This is a genomic window from Bacillus sp. GMa5/1, assembly GCF_050172015.1.
Classification (GTDB): domain Bacteria; phylum Bacillota; class Bacilli; order Bacillales; family Bacillaceae_G; genus Bacillus_A; species Bacillus_A cereus.
The window spans coordinates 58,066-78,241 of the sequence record NZ_JBNLYC010000003.1 but is presented as its reverse complement, the minus strand read 5'-3'; the positions used below and the strand labels follow the sequence as shown (position 1 = coordinate 78,241).

Genomic DNA, 20,176 nt, shown 5'->3' with positions numbered 1-20,176 from the left:
ATAACAAGAGGGCTCTCCCTCTTGTTATTTACATTGCTCAACTATATTTTGCAAAGTATACGAAATGGCTTGGTGTGTTTCAAAGAATCGTTTACCTTTACCTTTATTTACAAAGCATTGCAACACATTCGTTTGTAAATTATCGTATACTTGATCAATTTGCTGTACATGTATATACTTTGGCTTTTCTTCTTTAATCCACGTATAAGCTAGTTCTTTCCACTTCTTTAATTCCTCATCTACCATATCTACAAACGGTTTCATATCCTTATAAAAGTCGTATTCAGTTAGTTCTCTTTTTTTTACATTCGCTTCATTATTATACTGCATGAGTTTTTCTGAAGACTGTATTAATGCTTCATTCTTCATTTATTTCCCACCTTATTATGCACTCACTACGACGTTTTGAAATGTCTTCACCCAATTCCCTTTTTCTTCGTGATGCACTAATTTATTTTCCATATGTTCAATATGCATTTCTGTTATTTCTATCTTATTACATATTTTTTCACTCGCATCCTTTAATGCATGATTCATTCTAATCCCTATATTCATTTCCAGCAAATCGAGAGAACTTAACATTTGATCCATTTTTTTCATTACATCTTCCTTCTGAACCATCGCCATATACAAAACGCCTCCTTCTTTGCTTTTCCTTTGTCATGTAATTTCGCCGAATGATTCACCACTCCTGCCCACATGACAAAACTAGTTGTTATTCGTCAAAGAAATCATTTCGTATGTCATTTATAGAAATGGTAACAATACAAAAAGGAGGTGTATTACAATGGCAAAGAACAAAAATGAAAAAAAGAAAAACCAAAACAAACAACAAAATAAACCCGAGACTGGCAATCCAAAGCTAGATGGTCCAAACTTCCCTGCTACATAAAGCGAGACTTTATTACGAACATTTAAATTTCAAATCATCCTTAATCTCCTACTAGCATTACGTTTTGAAATTAAAGTTGTAGCACGCATAGCAGGATTTTTTCAAATTAAAGTTGTAGCACGCATAGCAGGATTTTTTCAAATTAAGAAGTCCCGTCTTCAAAATGGAAGACGGGACTTCTTTTTTATTATATCATGAACTCATCGATCCTTTTAGCAAAACGGTTTACGATAGATAGCCTATAGATTTGTTCTCTCTTTCTTCTATACCATTCTGTTATATTAACTTCCCCTTTAGGTTCTTCAAGTACAAATAACACATTCATTTTCATATTTGCACAAAACCAATCTCTCATTTTTATTTCTTCATGTAAAATAACAGGATAAATATCTCTAAGTGTTGGCGTATAAGACTTTCTAGTTTCCTTTGCGTAAACTTCATAATCTTCTCTAGACCCAGTATGTGTAGTTTGCAGTGCAAACTTATAAAACGAACCATTATAAATTGGATGAAACAATAACCATGCTAATTTTTTTCCTAGTTCTATACGCTTTTGTAACGTTTCAAATTGATAAACCGAAAACCCATACATTCTCCCTTCAATTGTTGGGAAGATAACTGCACTAATATGAAGTCTTTCTTGTACTTTAAAAAGTGCAGTATGGAATACATGTTTTTTAAAATATGTGTTCTCAATGACTGGTTTTTGAATTTTATTTTGTTCATTTATAATAAGCGCTGTCATAAGTCTATTCGTATCTCTTCTTTCCCAGAAAAGTAACCATTCTTTTTCCATAAAAATTGATACATTGAAGTATTGCAACAAATGAAAGAGAGGTGCATGTCTCTTCTTACTTTCCTCATACAATAATAGCTGAGGAAATGCATCTAAAAAAATAATCCAATTAGCCTGTTCGTACAGAAGAAATAAATGTTTTTTTACCGTTCTAGGTAAAACAGTAGCATAATATCTCCCTTCTAAATCAGTCATATTCCAGCCCGCATTTCTCGAAACCATACTCGCTAAAAAGGCCCACCTGATTTCACTATTTCTTAAATAATATTCTTGATAAGATTGTGTCCGAGAAATATTGTCCACATTAGCTATTTCTGTTTTCTTTTTAATATTGTGAATGATTGCTTTTTCTTCCTCTATACAAAAATTTTTTTCTCGATTTTGTTTAATTTTCATATAATCATTCCATGTAAACATAAATAAGTCATCATACCTTTCATCAAAAAGGTCACATCTTTTTTCATTTTTTGATATAATCACCTTTGTAAGTAATTCTTAGCAAGTTGGGGGTGGACACACTATGACCATTCGTTACCCAAATGGAAAAAGGTATAATCAAGCTTCACAACCTCAAAAAACACCTATAAAAACACATACTTATAGTAATAGAGGTATGTCCCTTGAAGAGGAATTGAATGAAACAAATCAATATTACTTAACCCATAATATTGCATGTGTACATAAAAAGCCTACACCTCTTCAAATTGTAAAAGTAGATTACCCCGCTCGAAGTGCTGCAGTGGTAAAAGAAGCGTATTTTAAACAACCTTCTACAACAGATTACAACGGTGTATACAAAGGGAAATACATCGATTTTGAAGCAAAGGAAACCAAAAATAAAACTAGTTTCCCACTTCAAAACTTCCACCTTCATCAAATTGAACATATGAAGCAAGTGGTTGCTCATAATGGAATTGCATTTGTTATTATTAAATTTACACTTTTTGATGAATTTTATTTACTAGATGCAAAACATATTATTGCATTTTGGAATCGTCAAAATACTGGTGGACGCAAGTCGATTACGAAAGAAGAAATAGAAGAGCATGGATCCTTATTATCATGCGGTTATCACCCTCGGATTGACTATATCCGTGTACTAGACATGGTTTATTTTTCGTGATAGAGTCATCACTAAGGCTCTTTTTTCGACTTTTGGGGGAGAGAATGAAAGGTAGGAGAAAGTATAATGTCAGATAATTATCGTTCTCGTACAGAACGAAATCATGTGAAAAATCAAGAGAAAAAAACACATAAAGAAGAAAAACCAAAGAAAAAAGGCTCCTTTTTCAAGAAATTCCTTATAGGTTGTCTACTTCTTGGTATCGTTGGTCTTGTAGCCGGCGTTTCCGCTTTCTTTGTTATGGTAAAGGACGCTCCAAAATTAGACAAATCCAAACTTGTTAATCCTTTATCAACAAAGTTTCTCGATAAAAACGGAAATTTCTTCTATGAATACGGTGCTGAAAAACGAACACATGTTACTTATGATCAAATTCCAAAAGTAGTTGAAAATGCATTTCTTGCAACTGAGGATTCGCGTTTCTATGATCATAATGGAATTGATTTTAAACGAACTACAAAAGCAGTTATGGAAAATGTCACTGGTGGTTTCGGTTCCCAAGGTGGTAGTACGATTACACAGCAAGTCGTTAAAAACTACTTTCTAACGATGGACAAAACTGCTAAAAGAAAAGTGCAAGAATGGTACTTATCTTACAAATTAGAGCAACAATACTCTAAACATGAGATTTTAGAAATGTACTTAAATAAGATTAATTTAGGTAACCGTTCATACGGTATTGCGACAGCAGCGCAAAAATATTATGGTAAAGATTTAAAAGACTTGCAATTACATGAAGCTGCTATGCTCGCTGGTTTACCCCAAGGTCCAAACATTTATGATCCAACAAAAAAGGAAAATGTTGAACGAGCAACAAATCGTCGTAATGTCGTATTATCATTAATGAATCGACATGGTTATATAACAAAAGAAGAAATGAATAACGCCGTTAAGATTCCAGTAACTGAGGGCCTTCAACCGTCTTCAGAAGTAACTGAGATGAAGTATCAAGCATTTTTAGATGCGGTTGTAAAAGAAGTTGAAAAAGAATATCCTGATGTAAATATCGGTTCAGATGGTTTAACGATTCATACAACACTTGATCAAGATGCTCAAGATTACGCCGACAAAATTATGGATGGCAATCTTATTAAGTATCCGGACGATCAATTCCAAGGGTCATTCGTATTTATGGATACACAGTCTGGAGAAGTTCGAGCAATTGGTGCTGGACGTAAAGAAAGTAAGTCTACTTTCAAAGGTCATAATATGGCAACTGATTTAAAACGCCAAGTTGGTTCAACAATGAAACCAATTTTCGACTACGGTCCAGCAATTGAAAATTTACAATGGTCTACATACCATCAATTAAACGACTCAGAGTATACGTATTCCAATGGTAAGAAAATACAAAATGCAACAAAGAGTTACAAAGGTGACGTTTCACTACGTGAAGCTTTGAAAAAGTCATTAAACATTCCAGCTTTAAAGACAGCACAAACAGTTGGTCTTAATAAGTCAAAAGAATTTGCTGAAGGTTTAGGCATGACCTTTAAAGAAGGAAAAGTCTACGAATCAACAGCAATCGGTAGTAACGATAGTTCTCCATTAGAAGTAGCAGGTGCATATGCAACCTTTGGTAATAGTGGTAACTATAATAAACCACACTTCGTAAAAGAAGTAACCTTCCCGGACGGGAAAAAGAAAAGCTTTAAACCGAAAGAACATCGCGCAATGCAAGACTATACAGCTTATATGGTTACTGACGTTCTTCGTGACGTAGTAAAACCTGGTTCTGGTGGTACAGGTCCAACAGCATACGTTTCAGGTGTTGACGTAGCAGGTAAAACAGGAACACAAAACTTTGATGAATCAGTTCTTCAAAAATATGACATCCCAGCTGATGCAAACAGAGATAGCTGGTTTGCTGGATATACGCCACAATACACAATGGCTGTTTGGACCGGTTACGAAAAAGATGGTCCAAAAAATTATGTTAGCGATCGCTCCACTAGAATTGCACAGCAAATGTTCCAAGTAATGATGAGCAAATTCGCTACAGATAAATCACGCTTTGAACGTCCTTCTTCTGTACAAGAAATAAACGGAGAGTTATACGTAAAAGGTGCGAAAAAAGATGCAATTAAACAAATTAAAGTAGATGCCCCTAGTGGTCTGAATGTCACTTTTGATGGCGCTAGCACAGTTACACTAAACTGGTTTGGACCAGCAGAAGTTGATGCATATGCAGCCAGCTATAAAGCAACTGACGGTTCAAGTGGTAGCCTATCAATAAGTGGTACGACAGCTACTCTTGGTGGTATTAAACCAGGTGTTACTTACAGCTTCTCTGTAGTAGCGAAAAAAGGTACTGGCACAAGCCCAGCAGTTGGTGCATCCTTCACTGCGCCTGGCGGAACTCCAGATGCAAAAAAAGCTGAAGAAGAGGCTAAGAAAAAGGCCGATGAAGAAGCTAAGAAAAAAGCTGATGAGGAAGCCCAGAAAAAGGCTAATGAAGATAAAGTAAAACAAGACGAAGCTAAGAAAAAGGCTGAAGAAGAGGCTAAGAAACAACAAGAACAGCAACAGCAAGAACAACAACGTAAACAGCAAGAAGAAGCTCAAAAGAAAGCTGATGAGGAAGCTAGAAGGAAAGCTGAAGAAGAAGCTAAGAAAAAAGCTGAAGAAGAAGCTAAGAAGAAAGCTGAAGAAGAGGCCAAGAAAAAAGCTGAAGAAGAGGCTAAGAAACAACAAGAACAGCAACACCAAAATCCCGGAGGAGATACACCTCACGCAGACGGTGCTGTTGTTACAACAGAGTCCTAATATACAAAAAAAGAAGTCCGTTTCTCTTAACGAGAAGCGGACTTCTTTTTTGTTATCATTTTCTTTACATACAGCTTTTCTATTTCGATATACAACTGCGCTAATTGAATATAAGAATGATAATTACTCGGTTTCTTTATAATGAATGAATATCTTTCCATAAAATTAACAGGTTGCACTTTTAATTTATTCGTATTTATTTGCATTTCATTCAAACTATGAACAGGTTGTTCATTTAGCCAATAGACAACCGATAACAAGTGAGCTGAAAAAAGAATCATTGGTCCCTCAGCCTCTTGCTTATTTCTATTTCGAAACAGTATAGCAATGTCTTCATGCTTATTTTTCCATACATTCAACATCACTGGAATGCTGTTTTCAATTTCCTTCCATGGCTCATACTGTCTTTCAATATCAAATATAAAGTAAGTATTTTGTATTATCTCTTCAAAAGAATTGTCTGTATGATACTTAATTAAATTTACACTTTCTTTAAAAAATGGTAAACAGTGAAATTCTTTCGGTATTTCTATAACTCGTTCCATCCTTTATTTCACCTTCATTCGCTTCTTTCCTTCACGACATACTTCTAACAGTCTGCATTCCTCACATTGCGGTCGTTGTGCTTTACAATGATAACGTCCAAAGAAAATCATACGATGATGTGTAACTCCCCACTCATCCATTGGTACTTTCTTCATTAATGTTTTTTCTACTTCTAACACAGAGTCTTTCCATCTACACATAGCTAATCGTTTACTCACTCGCTCCACATGTGTATCAACAGCAATTGCCGGAATTCCAAACGCTACGGAAACTACAACATTCGCTGTTTTCCTTCCTACACCTGGTAATTTCGTAAGTTCATCTCGATCGTTCGGTACTTCTCCATTATAGTCATCTAATAACATTCGGCATAATTTTTGAATGTTTTTTGCTTTATTTCTATACAATCCGATAGAGCGTATATCTTGTTGTAATTCTTCTAGAGAAACACTTAAATAATCTTCTGGTGTTTTATATTTTTGAAATAAATTTCTTGTCACTTTATTTACAAGTACATCCGTACATTGTGCAGATAACGCCACCGCGATTACAAGTTCAAATGGATTATCATGAACCAATTCACAATGTGCTTCTGGATACATATCCGCCATTGTGTCTAAACAATAACGGATTTGCGTTTTGTTAAGCATATTTTTCCTCCTATATTACTGCTCCAACCAATTATAAAAAGGCACTTTTCCAGTAAATTTCGTCTCTTGTTTTGTCATTTGTTGTGCCCTTTGTTGATTCGCTCTAAATTTTTGACCTTGATTTTGAGCCTGATCTACCGTTTTAATTCCATTCTTTTTCCACTCAAATAAAATACGATCAATATATCGGAAATTTAGTTTTCCACTCATTACAGCTTCTCTAAGAGCCGCTTGAATTAAATTTGGATGATGTTGATCTTGGTCCTCCCACATCCCTAACGTTTCACATTCGAACGGCGAAAGTGGTCTTCCAAATTCTTTTTCAAATACTGTATATAAATTTACTTGTAGCTGTTTTTTTTCTTTTTGCTCTTCCTCTATTGATTCATCCATTAAGAAATGTAATATTTTTTCCCATAACGGTTGTAAAGAATAACTTTCGCACATCATCGCTTCTGATCTTTGTCCACCTTCTAGTGATAAAAAACCTTTTTGAATCAACGCCTGAATTACTTCCATACATTTCATTTCCGTTATCGTCATCCGTTCAGAAATCTCTGAAGGAGTCGGAAACGAATTACCTGATTCTAAAAATGTGTGTACATGAAGTACAACCATAAATTCCGTCTCATTTAAACCTAATTTTTTATAATGCATCATAAGCAATTTTGGAATTGCAATGCTTCCCTGCTCAAACCACTGTAACATCATTTTCTTTTTCATCACCAAACACCTCGCTCTCTAGTATAACACACCTTTAGCTATTTCTTTTTGCCACAATCCGTCAAAAAAACCTCCCCATTAATAGGGAGGTTTTTTATATTACATGAATGAAATATAAAATTAAGCTTGCACTTTACTTTTCATAAATGTATGGATGCGCTCTAATGCTTTCTCTACTTGTTCAAGAGATGTCGCATATGATAAACGAACATTATTTGGAGCACCAAATCCTGTACCTGGTACAAGAGCCACTTTTTCCTCTTCTAATAGAGCTTTTGCCCAATCATCAACTGTTGCATATCCTGATAAAGCTACAGCTTCTTTTACGTTAGGGAATAAGTAAAATGCACCTTGCGGTTTAATACAAGTAAAGCCAGGAATTTGAATTAATTTATCATAAATGATGTTTAATCTCTCTTCAAAGGCTTGGCGCATTGTTTCCACAGGTTCTTGTGAGCCTGCGTATGCCGCAATTGCGCCGTATTGAGCGATTGAAGTAGGGTTTGACGTACTATGACTTGCTAAGTTCGTCATCGCTTTAATAAGTTGCTTATTTCCTGCAGCATATCCAATACGCCATCCTGTCATAGAATGAGATTTAGATACACCATTAATAATAAGTGTTTGTTCTTTTAATGCATTAGAAAGCTGGGCAATTGAAGTATATTCTACGCCACCATAAATTAATTTTTCATAAATTTCATCAGAAACGATTAAAATATCATGTTCTAAACATACTTCTCCAAGCTGTTGTAATTCTTCTTTGCTATAAATCATTCCTGTTGGATTGCTCGGTGAATTAATAATAACTGCTTTCGTTTTCTCTGTAATTGCCTCACGCAGCTGCTTTGCTGTAATTTTGTACTCATTGTCTTCTAAACCTTCTACATAAACCGGCTTACCGCCAGCAAGCTTTACTTGCTCTGGATAGCTTACCCAGTAAGGAGTTGGGATGATAACTTCATCTTCCTCATCAAGTAATACTTGGAATAATGTATATAATGCATGCTTTGCACCATTACATACAATAATTTCAGATGGATCATACGCAATACCTTGATCGCGAGTAAATTTCTTCACAATTTCTTGTTTTAACGATTGTAATCCACCTGTTGGTGTATACTTCGTATGCCCTTCTAACATCGCTTTATGTGCAGCATCCATAATATGCTCTGGTGTATTAAAGTCAGGTTCCCCTGCCCCTAATGCAATTACATCATGACCCTCTGCTTTTAATGCTTGTGCCTTTGCTGTAATTTCTAAAGTTGAAGACGGTGTTAAAGCAGCTACTCGCTTTGCTAATTTCATTTGTAGTTCCCCCTACATCTATTTTTCAATGCTATATCGTCTTAAAAATTTTCCATCTTTAAATTCAAGATAGTAATAACTATAACGATTGTCATCATCAATATATGTAACTTCCCATAGTGGTACATCATTTTCAAAGCCTAATTTCACTTTCATAATCTCTTTCGGCTTACTTTTTGATTCCTTACTTTCATTGCCGACTTGCTCTATTGTTCTTTGTATAGCCTCTTTTTCAGAAATACCTTCGCTCTTTTTCCTTACTACAGTATCCCCTTTTTTCTCAGGCACCCAAACGATAAGTTGTTCTCCCTTTTCATCTGTACCTTGCACGACTATATATGCAGATTTTCCGTTGTAATAATCAACAGATTTCACCTTTGTAAGCTTTGCTTTTTCTTTAGCAATTTCTACAAATTTCGACTCTTTTGGAATTTTCTTTCCCATCGCTTTATTATAAACATACGCCCCATATATTCCGCTAGCAACGATAACAATAATGATTGCAAAAATCCACTTTTTCATTGTATCACTACGTTCTGTAAATCGTAAATACAGCTGTTTCTTTATCTTTTTCGTCTAATGCTAGTCCGAACATGAGGTCCTGCTCTTTTAACGTACGATTTAAACTATCAACAATTTTATACAAATCCGACGAATATTTAATACGCGTCGTTGATAGTACTTCGATTTTCTTATCCATGAAAAAACTCCTCCGTTACACAAAAATTTCTAATTATAGAAGAACGCAATGCGGTTACAATAAGAGTACATTCTTTACAACCCCTGCTTCATCACCCATCTATTATAGCAGGACATGTACAGCAAAAAAAGGTTTCAAGTCGAAAACCAACACATTTTGTATACAAGAAGTAAGAAAAATAAAATTCCTCCTACCCACATTTTTTACGCCTGAAGTTTATAAGTACTTCAGGCGTATTTTTCTTCCATTTTTATTCATTTAATGGTTCTTCTAATTGTACTAACAATTCTTCTAATGGTCCTTCATAAAGAGGTACGTTAGGGATCGATTGTAGAAATCGTTTTCCATAGGAAGAACTCGTCAAACGACGATCTAACACTACTACCGTTCCTGTATCTGTATTCGTTCGAATTAAGCGGCCGAATCCTTGTTTGAAACGTAATATTGCTTGTGGGAGCGCTAATTTAGCGAATACATCTTCACCTTGATTTTTTAGCCACTCACCTTTCGCTTCCATCATCGGCTGATGAGGAGGTGTAAATGGTAGACGGACTATAACAAGACAACTTAAGGCATCTCCAGGAATATCTATTCCTTCCCAGAAACTGCTCGTCCCTAATAAAATTGATTTGTCGAACTCTTGAAACTTTCGAATTAAGCGGCTTCGACTTCTATTATTCACACTTTGGGTGAGTAATAAATAACCCTCTAATTTATCATTATTTTTTAAATTCGCATACGCTTCTTTTAACATTTCATACGAAGTGAATAAAACGAGCATTCTGCCTTTTGTGGCTTTTGCTATCTTTGCAATATGTTCCGATACAGATTCAATATATCGCTCATTACTTACTTGCTTAATAAAAGGTACATCCGTTGAAACCATTAATTTCATCTGTTCATCATAACGAAATGGTGACGGAACCTTTAAAGTATTTGGAGCGAAATCATGTAAACCAAGTTCCTCTTTTATATAATCAAACGTATCGTTAACTGTTAGTGTTGCGGATGTAAAAATAACACTCTTTTTTTCTGTTAAAAATTCATCAGCAAATCTTTCACCAATATGGACAGGCTGTGCGTATAGAACTGTTGAATGAATCGTCCCTTTCGTTTCAGTCTCCATCCAAGTTACATACGAATTCTTTTCTAATACGAGTAACTGTAATGATTCTGCCATCTTTCTCAGCAACTCAATTAAATGCATAAATTCACCTGTTACAACATGCATCTCCCATTCTAACTTACTTTGCAATATATCCACTTGCTTCTCAAGAGCAGTTACTACCCTTCTTAATTCATATATAAAACGATTTGTTAATTCGACGATACTATCCCACAACTTACCTTTTTCTAGTTCTGCGTTATACCTATAGATGAGCGGCATATTATTCGTTCCTTGCTCTTGCTTTGTTTGTTTAAATATAAAAGTACGTAACATTTGGAAGAGTTCATCCGCATCAAACTTAAGTTCCTTCAAACTATAACTTATCATACGGAAAGTTGAACGAGATGCTTGCTCTGATTTTTTCATCATTTTATATACTTTGGAGAGTACATCTTCTGTTTCTAGCGTCCCAAGACGAGATATAACCAATTGAAAATACATACAAGAGAACTGTTCACCCAATGTTCTACTCGCAGCTTCTTCAATATGGTGAGCTTCATCAAAAATAATATGTTCGCATGAAGCAAACAACGGTTCTTCACTTGAAAAATCTTGAAATAATAACGCATGATTTGTAATAACGATATCTGCAAATAAAGCTTTATTCTTCGCTCGCTGATAAAAACAACGACTAAACCAATTACTTTGCATACCGCCTGGACTATACGCATCGCTACAAATACGATTCCAAAGTAACTTTCCGCCCTCAGGAATATTTAATTCGTCTCGATCACCTGTTTCAGTTTGCAATAGCCAAACTAAAATTTTCGCCTTCGTAAGTGCCATATCATAATTTTTTTCTTCCTCTTGCAAAGCATACTCAAATTTATGTAAGCATAAATAATGTTTTCTTCCTTTTAGAAGAGCTGCCTCAAATGAAAATGGCATTATTTTTTGTAATAACGGAATTTCTTTTTCTAATATTTGTTGTTGGAGTTGTACTGTTTGTGTACTTATAATGACAGGTTCTTCTTTTCTCTTTGCAAAATAAAGACTAGGAAGCAAATAAGCAAGAGTCTTTCCTGTTCCTGTACCCGCTTCAATTAGTGAAAAACGAGAATCTCTTAACGCCGTATATATCTCTTTCATCATCAGTTGTTGACTTTCTCTTCTTTCAAACTTTGGCATATGTGATTCCAATTTATCCATCGTTTTATTCAAGAAAGCATCAAACTTTGATGAACACGTTTCTCCAAGGTTTAAGGAATAGTTCCGCTTTTTCAGCGCAATATTTCGATGTATTTCATACTCCGCTATATCTTCTTTACCGTGCATTACTTTCTTTAAAATATTTTCAGAAAGCACATCAGCTATATCGCTTTGGAACACATCACTTAATTCATAAAGCGATTGCAACGTGACAAGTGGTAACTTTACAATTTCATTTAAAAATTGTAAAAATAATTCCGCTGTTGCAAGAGCATCACTATCCGCACGATGTGGTTGATCGTGCTCTAGTTCATGCTTCTTAGCTAAATCACGTAATTTATAACTATCGGCTGTCGGCAAAAGAATTTGAGCCAATTCAACCGTGTCGATTTTCGGACAATGTATTTCTGTATATCCAGCTTGCCTTAATTCTTCATTTAAAAAATTCCAATCAAAGTGAACATTATGCGCAACGAAAGCCGCACCTTGTAATAGCTCAACAATCATCGGGGCTACATCTTGAAATAACGGGGCTTGTTTTACAAGACTTTCATCAATCCCTGTTAATTCTGTAATAAATGGTGGGATCTCTCTCTTTGGGTTAACAAAAGACGAAAAAATCTCCAATATCTCTCCATCTTCTACTACAACAGCTGCAATTTGGGTAATTTTATCCTTCCCATCTTTCCAGGAGTTCCCTGTCGTCTCTAAATCAACAACGACATAACGCTTACTCATATATGTAACACCTCAATTTCTTACCTTTCAAACAACAATAATTTATATAATGTTACTATACCACGTTTTATCTCATCTTAATGAAAAGATGCACAAAAAAGCTATCTCCACAATGGAGATAGCCTTTCTATTTATAATATCGTACCCGCTTTTTCAGCACCTAACATTTCAATAATTTGATTATTATCGTCTAATACTGCAATTTTTGGTTCTTGTTTATGAATCTCTTCTTCCGTAACTAGCCCATAACAAATAATAATTACTTTGTCCCCTGGTTGTACAAGCCTTGCCGCAGCACCGTTTAAACAAACAACACCACTACCGCGTTCCCCTTTAATAACGTATGTCTCTAAGCGAGCACCATTATTATTATTTACAATTTGGACTTTTTCGTTTTCTACAATATTTACTGCATCCATTAAGTCTTCATCAATTGTAATACTACCTACATAATTTAAATTTGCCTCCGTTACAGTTGCACGATGTAACTTTGCTCTCATCATTGTGCGAAACATAGATGCTCCCCCTTATTTAACTGTTAATGTTATATTGTCAATTAATCTTACATTTTCAAACTTAACTGCAATAGCTAAAATGATTCTTCCTTTGACTTTCTCTACCATTGTTAATGACGGATATGCATATAAATCTGCATAATCTACAGTGCCTTTCGTATGCGTCTCAATATACTCTTTCACAAGATTTGTAATGATTTCGGGATTACGTTCACCTGCCTCAATTCTTTCTTTCGCTATACATAGGCTGCGGTATAAATGAAGAGCTTCTTCACGTTCATCTTGTGATAGGTACACGTTACGAGAACTTTTCGCTAAACCATCTTCTTCCCTTACAATATCAACTGGTACGATTGTAACTGGAATATTGAAATCAGTTACAAACCCTTCAATTACTGCAACTTGTTGAGCATCTTTCATACCGAAATAAGCACGCTTTGGCAGCGTAATATTAAATAGTTTCATTAGTACAGTTGCAACACCAGCAAAATGACCAGGTCTTTGTTGACCGCATAATACGTCCGTGCGCTTCACAACTTCTACCGTTGTTGTTTGTTCTGCTGGATACATTTCTTCTACACTCGGATAAAATAAATAATCTACACCGTTTTCTTTTGCTACATTTTCATCTCTATCAATATCACGAGGATATCGATCTAAATCTTCATTTGGGCCAAATTGTAGTGGGTTTACAAATACACTTAAAACTACAGTTTCATTTTCTTCTCTTGCCTTACGTAATAAAGTAGCATGGCCTTCATGTAAATAACCCATTGTTGGAACAAAACCAATACTCTTTCCACTTGCACGAAGTTCGCTCGTAATTTGCTGCATCTCTTGCACTGTAGTTACGATTTTCATTATTGTTTTCCTCCATATAACGCTAAGCATTCTTCCTCTTTCATTGTGAACGAATGTTTTTCTTCAGGAAATTGCCTTGTCTTTACTTCAGTAACATATTGTGAAATCCCACGCACAATCTCCTCTTGAACAGACGTATATTGCTTCACAAATTTCGGAACACGATTTACGCCGTATGAGATAAGATCATGATAAACAAGCACTTGCCCATCTACTTTTTGTCCTGCGCCAATCCCAATTGTCGGTATTGTTAGTTGCTCTGAAATAAGTTCTGCTAACTGCATTGGTACACATTCTAACACAAGCGCTATTGCACCAGCTTCTTCACATTTCTTTGCATCTTCTATTAATTTTTTTGCACTCTCCGCATCTTTTCCTTGCACTTTATATCCACCCAACACTCCTACAGATTGAGGGGTTAAACCTAAATGCGCTACAACAGGAATTCCTGCGTTCGTCAAATATTGAATCGTCGATATAACTTCTCCAGCACCTTCTACCTTCAGTGCGTGTGCCCCGCTCTCTTGAACGATGCGGCGTGCATTCACCATCGTTTCTTGTAATGATACGTGATACGACATAAATGGCATATCAGTTACAATAAACGTCTCTTTCGCTCCGCGGCGTACAGCTTTCGTATGATGAATCATATCCTCTACTGTTACAGGTACTGTTGAATCGTATCCGAGTACAACCATTCCAAGAGAATCTCCAACTAGAATCATATCAACTTCAGCTTCTTCTGCTAATTTAGCAGATGGATAATCATACGCCGTTAGCATTGTAATCGGCTCACCTTGCTCTTTCATCTTCAAAAAATCTGTTTTTGTTTTCAAAAACTACTCCTCCTTTATGCAGGAGAGAGGAGATGGCCGAAATCATATAAAAAAACCCCTCTGGCCATAAAAGGGCAGAAGGGTTGTGTGTTAGTCGGCATTATTCATCCCTCTGTCCCAGTCCGTTATTGGATCAAGGCAGAATCCAAGTTATTATTTTTCGTATGACTTCGAATCATGGTGCAGTTCGCTCTGATACTGCCCACATTCGAACTAATTATAGCAAACTACAAAAAGGAATTACTACATTTTTTCGAAAAAATAATTTTTTATTCTTATTACGGTATATGAAATTTAACACGAGAGTATATATGCTATACAGTTTTTATGGATAATTCAATCCTGAAAAGATACATGTTTTTTCAACGCATGTTAAAAAAGTCCAAGTTAATTTTTTCTGTAATCAATTTAACTATATAGTATAACTCTTAAACTAATGATGCAGGTTAATTGAGGAAAGTACTTAACAAAGGAGAATTGCAGATGTCTATGAACAGGTGGTTATTTCGATTCAGCAGTTTGCTTGTAATGATTGTATGGTGGATGTCTTTAGGATCCTCCCAAGTATTTGCCTCAGTTCATGTCGTAACACAACCCACCGATTTAACGAAAGTGATTGAGGTTGAACTAAATGATGATTACTTTAATCCAAATGTCATCACGATTCCGCTTGAAGGATCAACAACATTACTATTGAAAAATAAAGGTAAAAACGAGCACACCTTTACAGTGAAAAAACTCGGTATTGACGTCGTAGTCCAGTCAGGAAAAGAAAAGAATATTACCGTGAAACCTAAAAATACTGGTACATATGAATTAATATGTCGATACCATCTTCTTAAAGGAATGACAGGCAAAGTAATCGTCAAATAACATGCCAGGTCAACTCGACGGAAGCTATTTTGAAATGAACTTTAAATATGAAAAGAATTTATTATCATGTTACAAATTCAACTCAAAACTATTGAAATAAAAAGAAGTTCCAAAAGAGGAACTTCTTTTACTTAATTTCGATATCTGCAGAATGAATATGATGTACTTTCCCCTCATGATCCTCCAGAAGTAATACACCATCCTCTGTGATTCCTTTTGCTAACCCCGTAATTGTCTCTCTCATCGTTCGAGCGGTAATTTCTTTCCCGATGCTCACAGCGTAACTTTCCCAAAGAATTTTAATGACAGAGAAACCATTTTGTAAATATTCTTCATATAATTTTTCTAGTTGTAAATAGATTTGTTGCATAAGTTCTGCACGAACAATCGGCTTACCTGATTCAATCGCTAATGAAGTAGCGATGTGCTGAATTTCTTCATCAAAATGTTCTTGCTTTTGATTCGCATTAATACCGATGCCCATAATGACAGCATTAATTTTATCAGGATCCGCTTGCATTTCTGTTAATATACCTACAGCCTTTTTACCTTGAATTAAAATATCATTTGGCCATTTTATTCCTACGTTTACACCTGTACATTTTTCAATTGCCTGTGCAACACTAACAGCCGCTAACAAAGTAAGTTGCGGTGCATGATGAACTGGGATTGACGGGCGTAAAATAATACTCATCCAAATCCCTGTTCCTTTTGGTGAATGCCATTTTCTGCTTAAACGACCTCTTCCCGCTGTTTGTTCTTCTGCTACAACGACAGTTCCTTCTTCTGCACCTTCATAAGCAAGTTTTGCTGCAATGTGCTGCGTTGATTCAACAGTTTCTTCAAAATACACTGTTCTACCAATCCGCTTCGTTTGTAGCCCTAACTGAATTTCATTAGCAGTCACTTTGTCTGGCTTACTTGCAATTCGGTAACCTAATCGGCGCACAGCTTCAAGTTCATATCCCTCACTCCGCAGATCCTCCATATGTTTCCACACAGCAGTTCTTGAACAACCAAGTTTATCACTAATTGTTTGGCCGGATACAAACTCGCCATCCGCTTCAGAAAAAACTTGCAATAACTGCTTTCTTATAGTAGATTGCATGCTTGCAGCCACTCCCTTATATGCTCTTTCTCATTAACTACGTTTCCTTGTACGATTGCTTCTTCGATTTTCTGAAGCATTTCAGCAACCCACGGACCAGGCTTTTTGTTTGCCCAGTTTAATAAATCATTACCAGTCACATTCATTTCTTGACGTTCCTGGATTGGCAATGCATGAAACATTAATTGTACTCGTTCAACAGATGTAGGGTCATAGCTTTCAATCATCGCTTCATATACTCTCTCTGCCATTTCAGCGATATGAATTCCCGTTTTATAAAGAAGGACTGTATCCCAATCCTTCTCCTTTCTAGTACGAATTGCCAATAAAACTGCAACAATATCTTTTATTTTTTTATTCGAAAACTTCCATTGACGTAAAAAGACAGATGGATGTTCTTCTCCGATACAATATAAGAAAAATGCCCACGCCTCAATATCCGTTTCGAAAGAATCCCATTTATACTGCGTAGCTTTTAACAGTCTCTCTTCTGACATTTGTAAATATGGCAAATGAGAAAATAGCTTCGTCTCTACTAATTCTTTGAGACCTTTCACACAATATGTACCAGTTAACAGTTTCTCAAACTCTACTGTAATACGCTCAATTGCTATATGTTCTAGCAAATGCCCATGCGTTTCAATCGCTTGCTTCGTTTTCATTTCTAATGAAAAACCTAACGTGCTTACAAACCGAATACCACGCATCATTCGCAGGGCATCTTCTTGAAAACGATCCGCAGCATTTCCAACTGTCACAATTTCTCTCTGTTGAATGGCTTCCTGTCCAGCAAATAAATCAACCATTTTGCCTTCTTCTGTCATAGCAATTGCATTCATCGTGAAATCACGACGTTTTAAATCCTCTTCTAATGAACGAACAAATTGAACACTACTAGGTCTTCGAAAATCTTCATATTCGCTTTCTGTTCGAAAAGTAGTTACCTCATAAGGCTCACCATTTTCTACAACAATTACAGTTCCATGCTCAAGACCAACAGGAACATTTCTTGGGAATATAGCCATCACTTCTTCTGGTAGAGCAGATGTCGCAATATCAATATCTCCAATCGGCCTATCGATAATAAGATCTCGTACGCTCCCACCAACAAAGTAAGCCTCATGTCCTTGTTGCTTTAATGTCTCAATAATAGAACTAGCTTTTTTAAATCTTTCCATTTTTGTCATCCCTTAGTACGTCATAGTAAATCGTTTCATATTGTGAAACAATTTTTTCTGAGCGAAATTGCTCATAAACACTTTCTCTTGCTCGTTCTCCCATATTACGGTGAAGTTCCTCGTCCTTTAATAGCTGAATAGCTTGATTTGCCACTCCTGTTGTATCGCCAACTTCACATAAATATCCTGTTTCCCCGTGTTGAATAACCTCTGGAATACCTCCAACCCGCGTTCCGATACAAGGTACACCACACGCCATTGCTTCTAATAAAACAAGACCAAAACTTTCCTTCTCTGATAGAAGCAACATTAAATCACTCATCGCAAGTAGTTCTGCAACATTATCTTGCTTCCCTAGGAATAAAACGCGATCTTCAATATGTAAATTCTTCACTATCTGTAAAATCGTACAGAATTCTGGTCCGTCTCCAACAAGAAGCAACTTCGCATCTACTTCTTTAACAATTTTAGCAAATGCCTGAACAACATCCTGCACACGTTTCACTTTACGGAAATTCGAAATATGAATAAGTACTTTTTCACTCTCACTTATACCGTATTCTTTCTTTAATTGAGACATATTACGCTTGAAATATACACGTTCGTCTATAAAGTTATATACCGTTTGAATTTCTTTACTTGGTTTTACAAGCTCATGTGTTTCGTTAATTAATGAATGCGAGACAGCAGTGACAACATCCGATTGCTCAATACCAAAACGAATTAAATTATTTAACGAAGGGTCGGAACCTAACACAGTAATATCTGTTCCATGTAAGGTTGTAACAATTTTAATACGCTCTCCGATCATTTGTTTTGCTAAATATGCACAAATTGCATGTGGTATTGCGTAATGCACATGTAAAATGTCTAAGTTTTCTCTTTGTGCAACCTCGGCCATTTTACTTGCTAACGCTAAATCGTATGGTGGATATTGAAATACAGAGTATTGATTTACCGTCACTTCATGAAAATAAATGTTTGGATATACTTTATTTAACCGGAATGGTAAACCCGATGTAATAAAGTGAATTTCATGCCCACGTTCCGCCAATTGCTTTCCTAATTCTGTTCCAACAACTCCAGAACCACCTACAGAAGGATAACATGTAATACCTATTTTTAATTTCATTTACATCCCCCTAATAAATCAGCATGTAATAAAACCGGTTTCTTACTCATAAATCCCTCGGCATACAAGACTCCAACTTCTTTTCCAAACATCTTCTCACGAGCGATTACAGTTTCAACGTAACCTTCTGTTAACGGTGTCTTAACACCATCGCTCCCTGTTGAAAACTGACTTTCATACGCTTCTAATGCTTCCACCTTTATAGAGAGGTACTCACTTATATCTATACAAAAATTCGGTTTATGAAAACCATTAATCATATAATTATAAAAAGACTCCACACGATGTGGTGAAAGTTCCGGCATATATTTACGGATTCCTGCTGAAAAAATAGCCTCTTCCACAAGCTTTGCACAATTTGCATGATCTGGATGGCGATCTTCATAGTACGGTGCAAAAACTAGTTTTGGTTTATATGTACGGATCACCTTGACAATTTCACGTATATACTCTTCTTTCATATACAAACCACGGTCTGGCATCGCTAAATTCAGCCTCGTTTTTACTCCCATTATACGAGCTGCAACCTTCGCTTCTTCTTTTCTCAACTCTATCGTTCCATTTGAAGAAAGATCAGCTTCTGTTAAATCACAAATACCTACTTCATACCCTTGCTTTGTATATTTAGCGATGGTACCAGCCATGCCGATTTCAACATCATCGGCATGAGCACCAAACGCTAATATATGTAATCCACTCATAATTGTTCCCCTCATTTTCTTAACTTACGATAATCTAAATCTCCTCGCTCTAATGCGTGCATTAACATTTCAGCACTTGCCATATTCGTTGCAAGTGGAATCGCATATACATCACATAAACGAAGCAATGCATTCACATCCGGTTCATGCGGCTGTGCTGTTAATGGATCGCGGAAGAAAATCACCATATCTAAATCGTTCTTTGCAATCATTGCACCAATTTCTTGATCTCCACCAAGAGGGCCAGATTGATATCTTGTTACAACTAATCCAGTCGCTTCCATAATACGAAGCCCTGTCGTTCCTGTTGCAAATAATTCATGTTGTTCAAAAATTGGTTTATATGCGTATGCAAACGAAACCATATCATTTTTCTTTTTGTCATGTGCGATTAAGGCAATTTTCATCCGTTG

General features: G+C 35.9%; 22 protein-coding genes. 4 read left to right on the top strand and 18 right to left on the bottom strand.

What is annotated here, in order from left to right:
* Positions 1-24: 24 nt before the first annotated feature.
* The gene (locus ACQGSG_RS01550; protein WP_000786940.1) at positions 25-369 is read right to left on the bottom strand and encodes a YppE family protein; all 345 of its coding nucleotides are present in this window, start codon (positions 367-369) and stop codon (positions 25-27) included.
* A 15-nt stretch (positions 370-384) separates the two neighbouring features.
* The gene (locus tag ACQGSG_RS01545) at positions 385-627 is read right to left on the bottom strand and encodes a hypothetical protein (protein ID WP_001252036.1); all 243 of its coding nucleotides are present in this window, start codon (positions 625-627) and stop codon (positions 385-387) included.
* Between the two features lie 85 nt (positions 628-712).
* On the opposite strand from ACQGSG_RS01545, the gene ACQGSG_RS01540 reads away from it, so the two are divergent.
* A complete protein-coding gene (locus ACQGSG_RS01540; RefSeq protein WP_001987054.1) occupies positions 713-892 on the top strand; it encodes a hypothetical protein in 180 nt (59 codons plus the stop codon).
* 187 nt (positions 893-1,079) lie between these two features.
* Here ACQGSG_RS01540 and ACQGSG_RS01535 read toward each other — a convergent pair whose 3' ends face one another.
* A complete protein-coding gene (locus ACQGSG_RS01535; protein ID WP_000495652.1) occupies positions 1,080-2,105 on the bottom strand; it encodes a DUF2515 domain-containing protein in 1,026 nt (341 codons plus the stop codon).
* 103 nt (positions 2,106-2,208) lie between these two features.
* On the opposite strand from ACQGSG_RS01535, the gene recU reads away from it, so the two are divergent.
* Positions 2,209-2,811, top strand: a complete 603-nt coding sequence (recU, locus tag ACQGSG_RS01530; RefSeq protein WP_000155598.1) for a Holliday junction resolvase RecU — start codon at positions 2,209-2,211, stop codon at positions 2,809-2,811.
* Positions 2,812-2,877: 66 nt separating this feature from the next.
* Entirely contained in the window at positions 2,878-5,577 is a 2,700-nt protein-coding gene (locus tag ACQGSG_RS01525) for a PBP1A family penicillin-binding protein (RefSeq protein WP_325842247.1), read from the top strand.
* A gap of 26 nt (positions 5,578-5,603) precedes the next feature.
* Here ACQGSG_RS01525 and ACQGSG_RS01520 read toward each other — a convergent pair whose 3' ends face one another.
* The 10 genes from ACQGSG_RS01520 to panB form a co-directional block, all read right to left on the bottom strand.
* The gene (locus ACQGSG_RS01520) at positions 5,604-6,122 is read right to left on the bottom strand and encodes a YpoC family protein (protein WP_000442653.1); all 519 of its coding nucleotides are present in this window, start codon (positions 6,120-6,122) and stop codon (positions 5,604-5,606) included.
* A gap of 3 nt (positions 6,123-6,125) precedes the next feature.
* Complete coding sequence (gene nth / locus ACQGSG_RS01515) at positions 6,126-6,773, bottom strand: endonuclease III (protein ID WP_000933034.1); 648 nt, start codon at positions 6,771-6,773, stop codon at positions 6,126-6,128.
* A 15-nt stretch (positions 6,774-6,788) separates the two neighbouring features.
* A complete protein-coding gene (dnaD, locus tag ACQGSG_RS01510) occupies positions 6,789-7,496 on the bottom strand; it encodes a DNA replication protein DnaD (protein WP_000728542.1) in 708 nt (235 codons plus the stop codon).
* 120 nt (positions 7,497-7,616) lie between these two features.
* The gene (gene aspB, locus ACQGSG_RS01505) at positions 7,617-8,804 is read right to left on the bottom strand and encodes an aspartate transaminase AspB (RefSeq protein WP_325842245.1); all 1,188 of its coding nucleotides are present in this window, start codon (positions 8,802-8,804) and stop codon (positions 7,617-7,619) included.
* Positions 8,805-8,822: 18 nt separating this feature from the next.
* Positions 8,823-9,326 carry a DUF5590 domain-containing protein gene (locus ACQGSG_RS01500; RefSeq protein WP_000758739.1) on the bottom strand — a complete coding sequence of 168 codons (504 nt, stop codon included), beginning with the start codon at positions 9,324-9,326 and terminating at the stop codon, positions 8,823-8,825.
* Positions 9,327-9,333: 7 nt separating this feature from the next.
* A complete protein-coding gene (locus ACQGSG_RS01495; protein ID WP_000358352.1) occupies positions 9,334-9,504 on the bottom strand; it encodes a YpmA family protein in 171 nt (56 codons plus the stop codon).
* Between the two features lie 250 nt (positions 9,505-9,754).
* Positions 9,755-12,559: an ATP-dependent DNA helicase DinG gene (dinG, locus tag ACQGSG_RS01490; protein WP_325842243.1), complete on the bottom strand. Its 2,805-nt coding sequence runs from the start codon at positions 12,557-12,559 to the stop codon at positions 9,755-9,757.
* A 131-nt stretch (positions 12,560-12,690) separates the two neighbouring features.
* The gene (panD, locus tag ACQGSG_RS01485; RefSeq protein ID WP_000490182.1) at positions 12,691-13,074 is read right to left on the bottom strand and encodes an aspartate 1-decarboxylase; all 384 of its coding nucleotides are present in this window, start codon (positions 13,072-13,074) and stop codon (positions 12,691-12,693) included.
* A gap of 12 nt (positions 13,075-13,086) precedes the next feature.
* Positions 13,087-13,935 (bottom strand): pantoate--beta-alanine ligase, encoded by an 849-nt coding sequence (gene panC, locus ACQGSG_RS01480; protein ID WP_000707027.1) that lies wholly within the window; start codon positions 13,933-13,935, stop codon positions 13,087-13,089.
* Positions 13,935-14,771, bottom strand: coding sequence for a 3-methyl-2-oxobutanoate hydroxymethyltransferase (gene panB, locus ACQGSG_RS01475; protein ID WP_000851108.1), 837 nt, complete (start codon positions 14,769-14,771; stop codon positions 13,935-13,937). Before panB ends, panC begins: the two co-directional genes overlap by 1 nt.
* Before the next feature lie 483 nt (positions 14,772-15,254).
* Between panB and ACQGSG_RS01470 the strand changes: the two genes are divergently transcribed.
* Entirely contained in the window at positions 15,255-15,644 is a 390-nt protein-coding gene (locus tag ACQGSG_RS01470) for a cupredoxin domain-containing protein (protein ID WP_000062393.1), read from the top strand.
* Between the two features lie 127 nt (positions 15,645-15,771).
* Here the strand turns inward: ACQGSG_RS01470 and ACQGSG_RS01465 are convergent, their stop codons facing one another.
* The 5 genes from ACQGSG_RS01465 to mgsA are packed head-to-tail and all read right to left on the bottom strand — an operon-like array spanning position 15,772 to position 20,170.
* Positions 15,772-16,752, bottom strand: a complete 981-nt coding sequence (locus ACQGSG_RS01465) for a biotin--[acetyl-CoA-carboxylase] ligase (protein ID WP_001192063.1) — start codon at positions 16,750-16,752, stop codon at positions 15,772-15,774.
* Positions 16,737-17,930, bottom strand: a complete 1,194-nt coding sequence (locus tag ACQGSG_RS01460; protein ID WP_325842241.1) for a CCA tRNA nucleotidyltransferase — start codon at positions 17,928-17,930, stop codon at positions 16,737-16,739. The genes ACQGSG_RS01465 and ACQGSG_RS01460 overlap by 16 nt, the downstream gene beginning before the upstream one ends.
* The gene (gene bshA, locus ACQGSG_RS01455; RefSeq protein WP_000768305.1) at positions 17,917-19,062 is read right to left on the bottom strand and encodes an N-acetyl-alpha-D-glucosaminyl L-malate synthase BshA; all 1,146 of its coding nucleotides are present in this window, start codon (positions 19,060-19,062) and stop codon (positions 17,917-17,919) included. Before bshA ends, ACQGSG_RS01460 begins: the two co-directional genes overlap by 14 nt.
* A complete protein-coding gene (gene bshB1 / locus ACQGSG_RS01450; protein ID WP_000015673.1) occupies positions 19,059-19,763 on the bottom strand; it encodes a bacillithiol biosynthesis deacetylase BshB1 in 705 nt (234 codons plus the stop codon). Before bshB1 ends, bshA begins: the two co-directional genes overlap by 4 nt.
* A gap of 11 nt (positions 19,764-19,774) precedes the next feature.
* Entirely contained in the window at positions 19,775-20,170 is a 396-nt protein-coding gene (gene mgsA, locus ACQGSG_RS01445) for a methylglyoxal synthase (RefSeq protein WP_000684765.1), read from the bottom strand.
* Positions 20,171-20,176: the final 6 nt, after the last annotated feature.

Coding starts and splice junctions, on each gene's coding strand:
- nth (WP_000933034.1), bottom strand. CDS start 6,773: ATGCTTAACAAAACGCAAATCCGTTATTGTTTAGACACAATGGCGGAT.
- panC (WP_000707027.1), bottom strand. CDS start 13,935: ATGAAAATCGTAACTACAGTGCAAGAGATGCAGCAAATTACGAGCGAA.
- ACQGSG_RS01465 (WP_001192063.1), bottom strand. CDS start 16,752: ATGCAATCTACTATAAGAAAGCAGTTATTGCAAGTTTTTTCTGAAGCG.
- dnaD (WP_000728542.1), bottom strand. CDS start 7,496: ATGAAAAAGAAAATGATGTTACAGTGGTTTGAGCAGGGAAGCATTGCA.
- panD (WP_000490182.1), bottom strand. CDS start 13,074: ATGTTTCGCACAATGATGAGAGCAAAGTTACATCGTGCAACTGTAACG.
- ACQGSG_RS01550 (WP_000786940.1), bottom strand. CDS start 369: ATGAAGAATGAAGCATTAATACAGTCTTCAGAAAAACTCATGCAGTAT.
- ACQGSG_RS01520 (WP_000442653.1), bottom strand. CDS start 6,122: ATGGAACGAGTTATAGAAATACCGAAAGAATTTCACTGTTTACCATTT.
- ACQGSG_RS01470 (WP_000062393.1), top strand. CDS start 15,255: ATGTCTATGAACAGGTGGTTATTTCGATTCAGCAGTTTGCTTGTAATG.
- ACQGSG_RS01460 (WP_325842241.1), bottom strand. CDS start 17,930: ATGGAAAGATTTAAAAAAGCTAGTTCTATTATTGAGACATTAAAGCAA.
- bshA (WP_000768305.1), bottom strand. CDS start 19,062: ATGAAATTAAAAATAGGTATTACATGTTATCCTTCTGTAGGTGGTTCT.
- aspB (WP_325842245.1), bottom strand. CDS start 8,804: ATGAAATTAGCAAAGCGAGTAGCTGCTTTAACACCGTCTTCAACTTTA.
- ACQGSG_RS01545 (WP_001252036.1), bottom strand. CDS start 627: ATGGCGATGGTTCAGAAGGAAGATGTAATGAAAAAAATGGATCAAATG.
- ACQGSG_RS01500 (WP_000758739.1), bottom strand. CDS start 9,326: ATGAAAAAGTGGATTTTTGCAATCATTATTGTTATCGTTGCTAGCGGA.
- ACQGSG_RS01525 (WP_325842247.1), top strand. CDS start 2,878: ATGTCAGATAATTATCGTTCTCGTACAGAACGAAATCATGTGAAAAAT.
- mgsA (WP_000684765.1), bottom strand. CDS start 20,170: ATGAAAATTGCCTTAATCGCACATGACAAAAAGAAAAATGATATGGTT.
- ACQGSG_RS01535 (WP_000495652.1), bottom strand. CDS start 2,105: ATGTTTACATGGAATGATTATATGAAAATTAAACAAAATCGAGAAAAA.
- dinG (WP_325842243.1), bottom strand. CDS start 12,559: ATGAGTAAGCGTTATGTCGTTGTTGATTTAGAGACGACAGGGAACTCC.
- recU (WP_000155598.1), top strand. CDS start 2,209: ATGACCATTCGTTACCCAAATGGAAAAAGGTATAATCAAGCTTCACAA.
- ACQGSG_RS01495 (WP_000358352.1), bottom strand. CDS start 9,504: ATGGATAAGAAAATCGAAGTACTATCAACGACGCGTATTAAATATTCG.
- bshB1 (WP_000015673.1), bottom strand. CDS start 19,763: ATGAGTGGATTACATATATTAGCGTTTGGTGCTCATGCCGATGATGTT.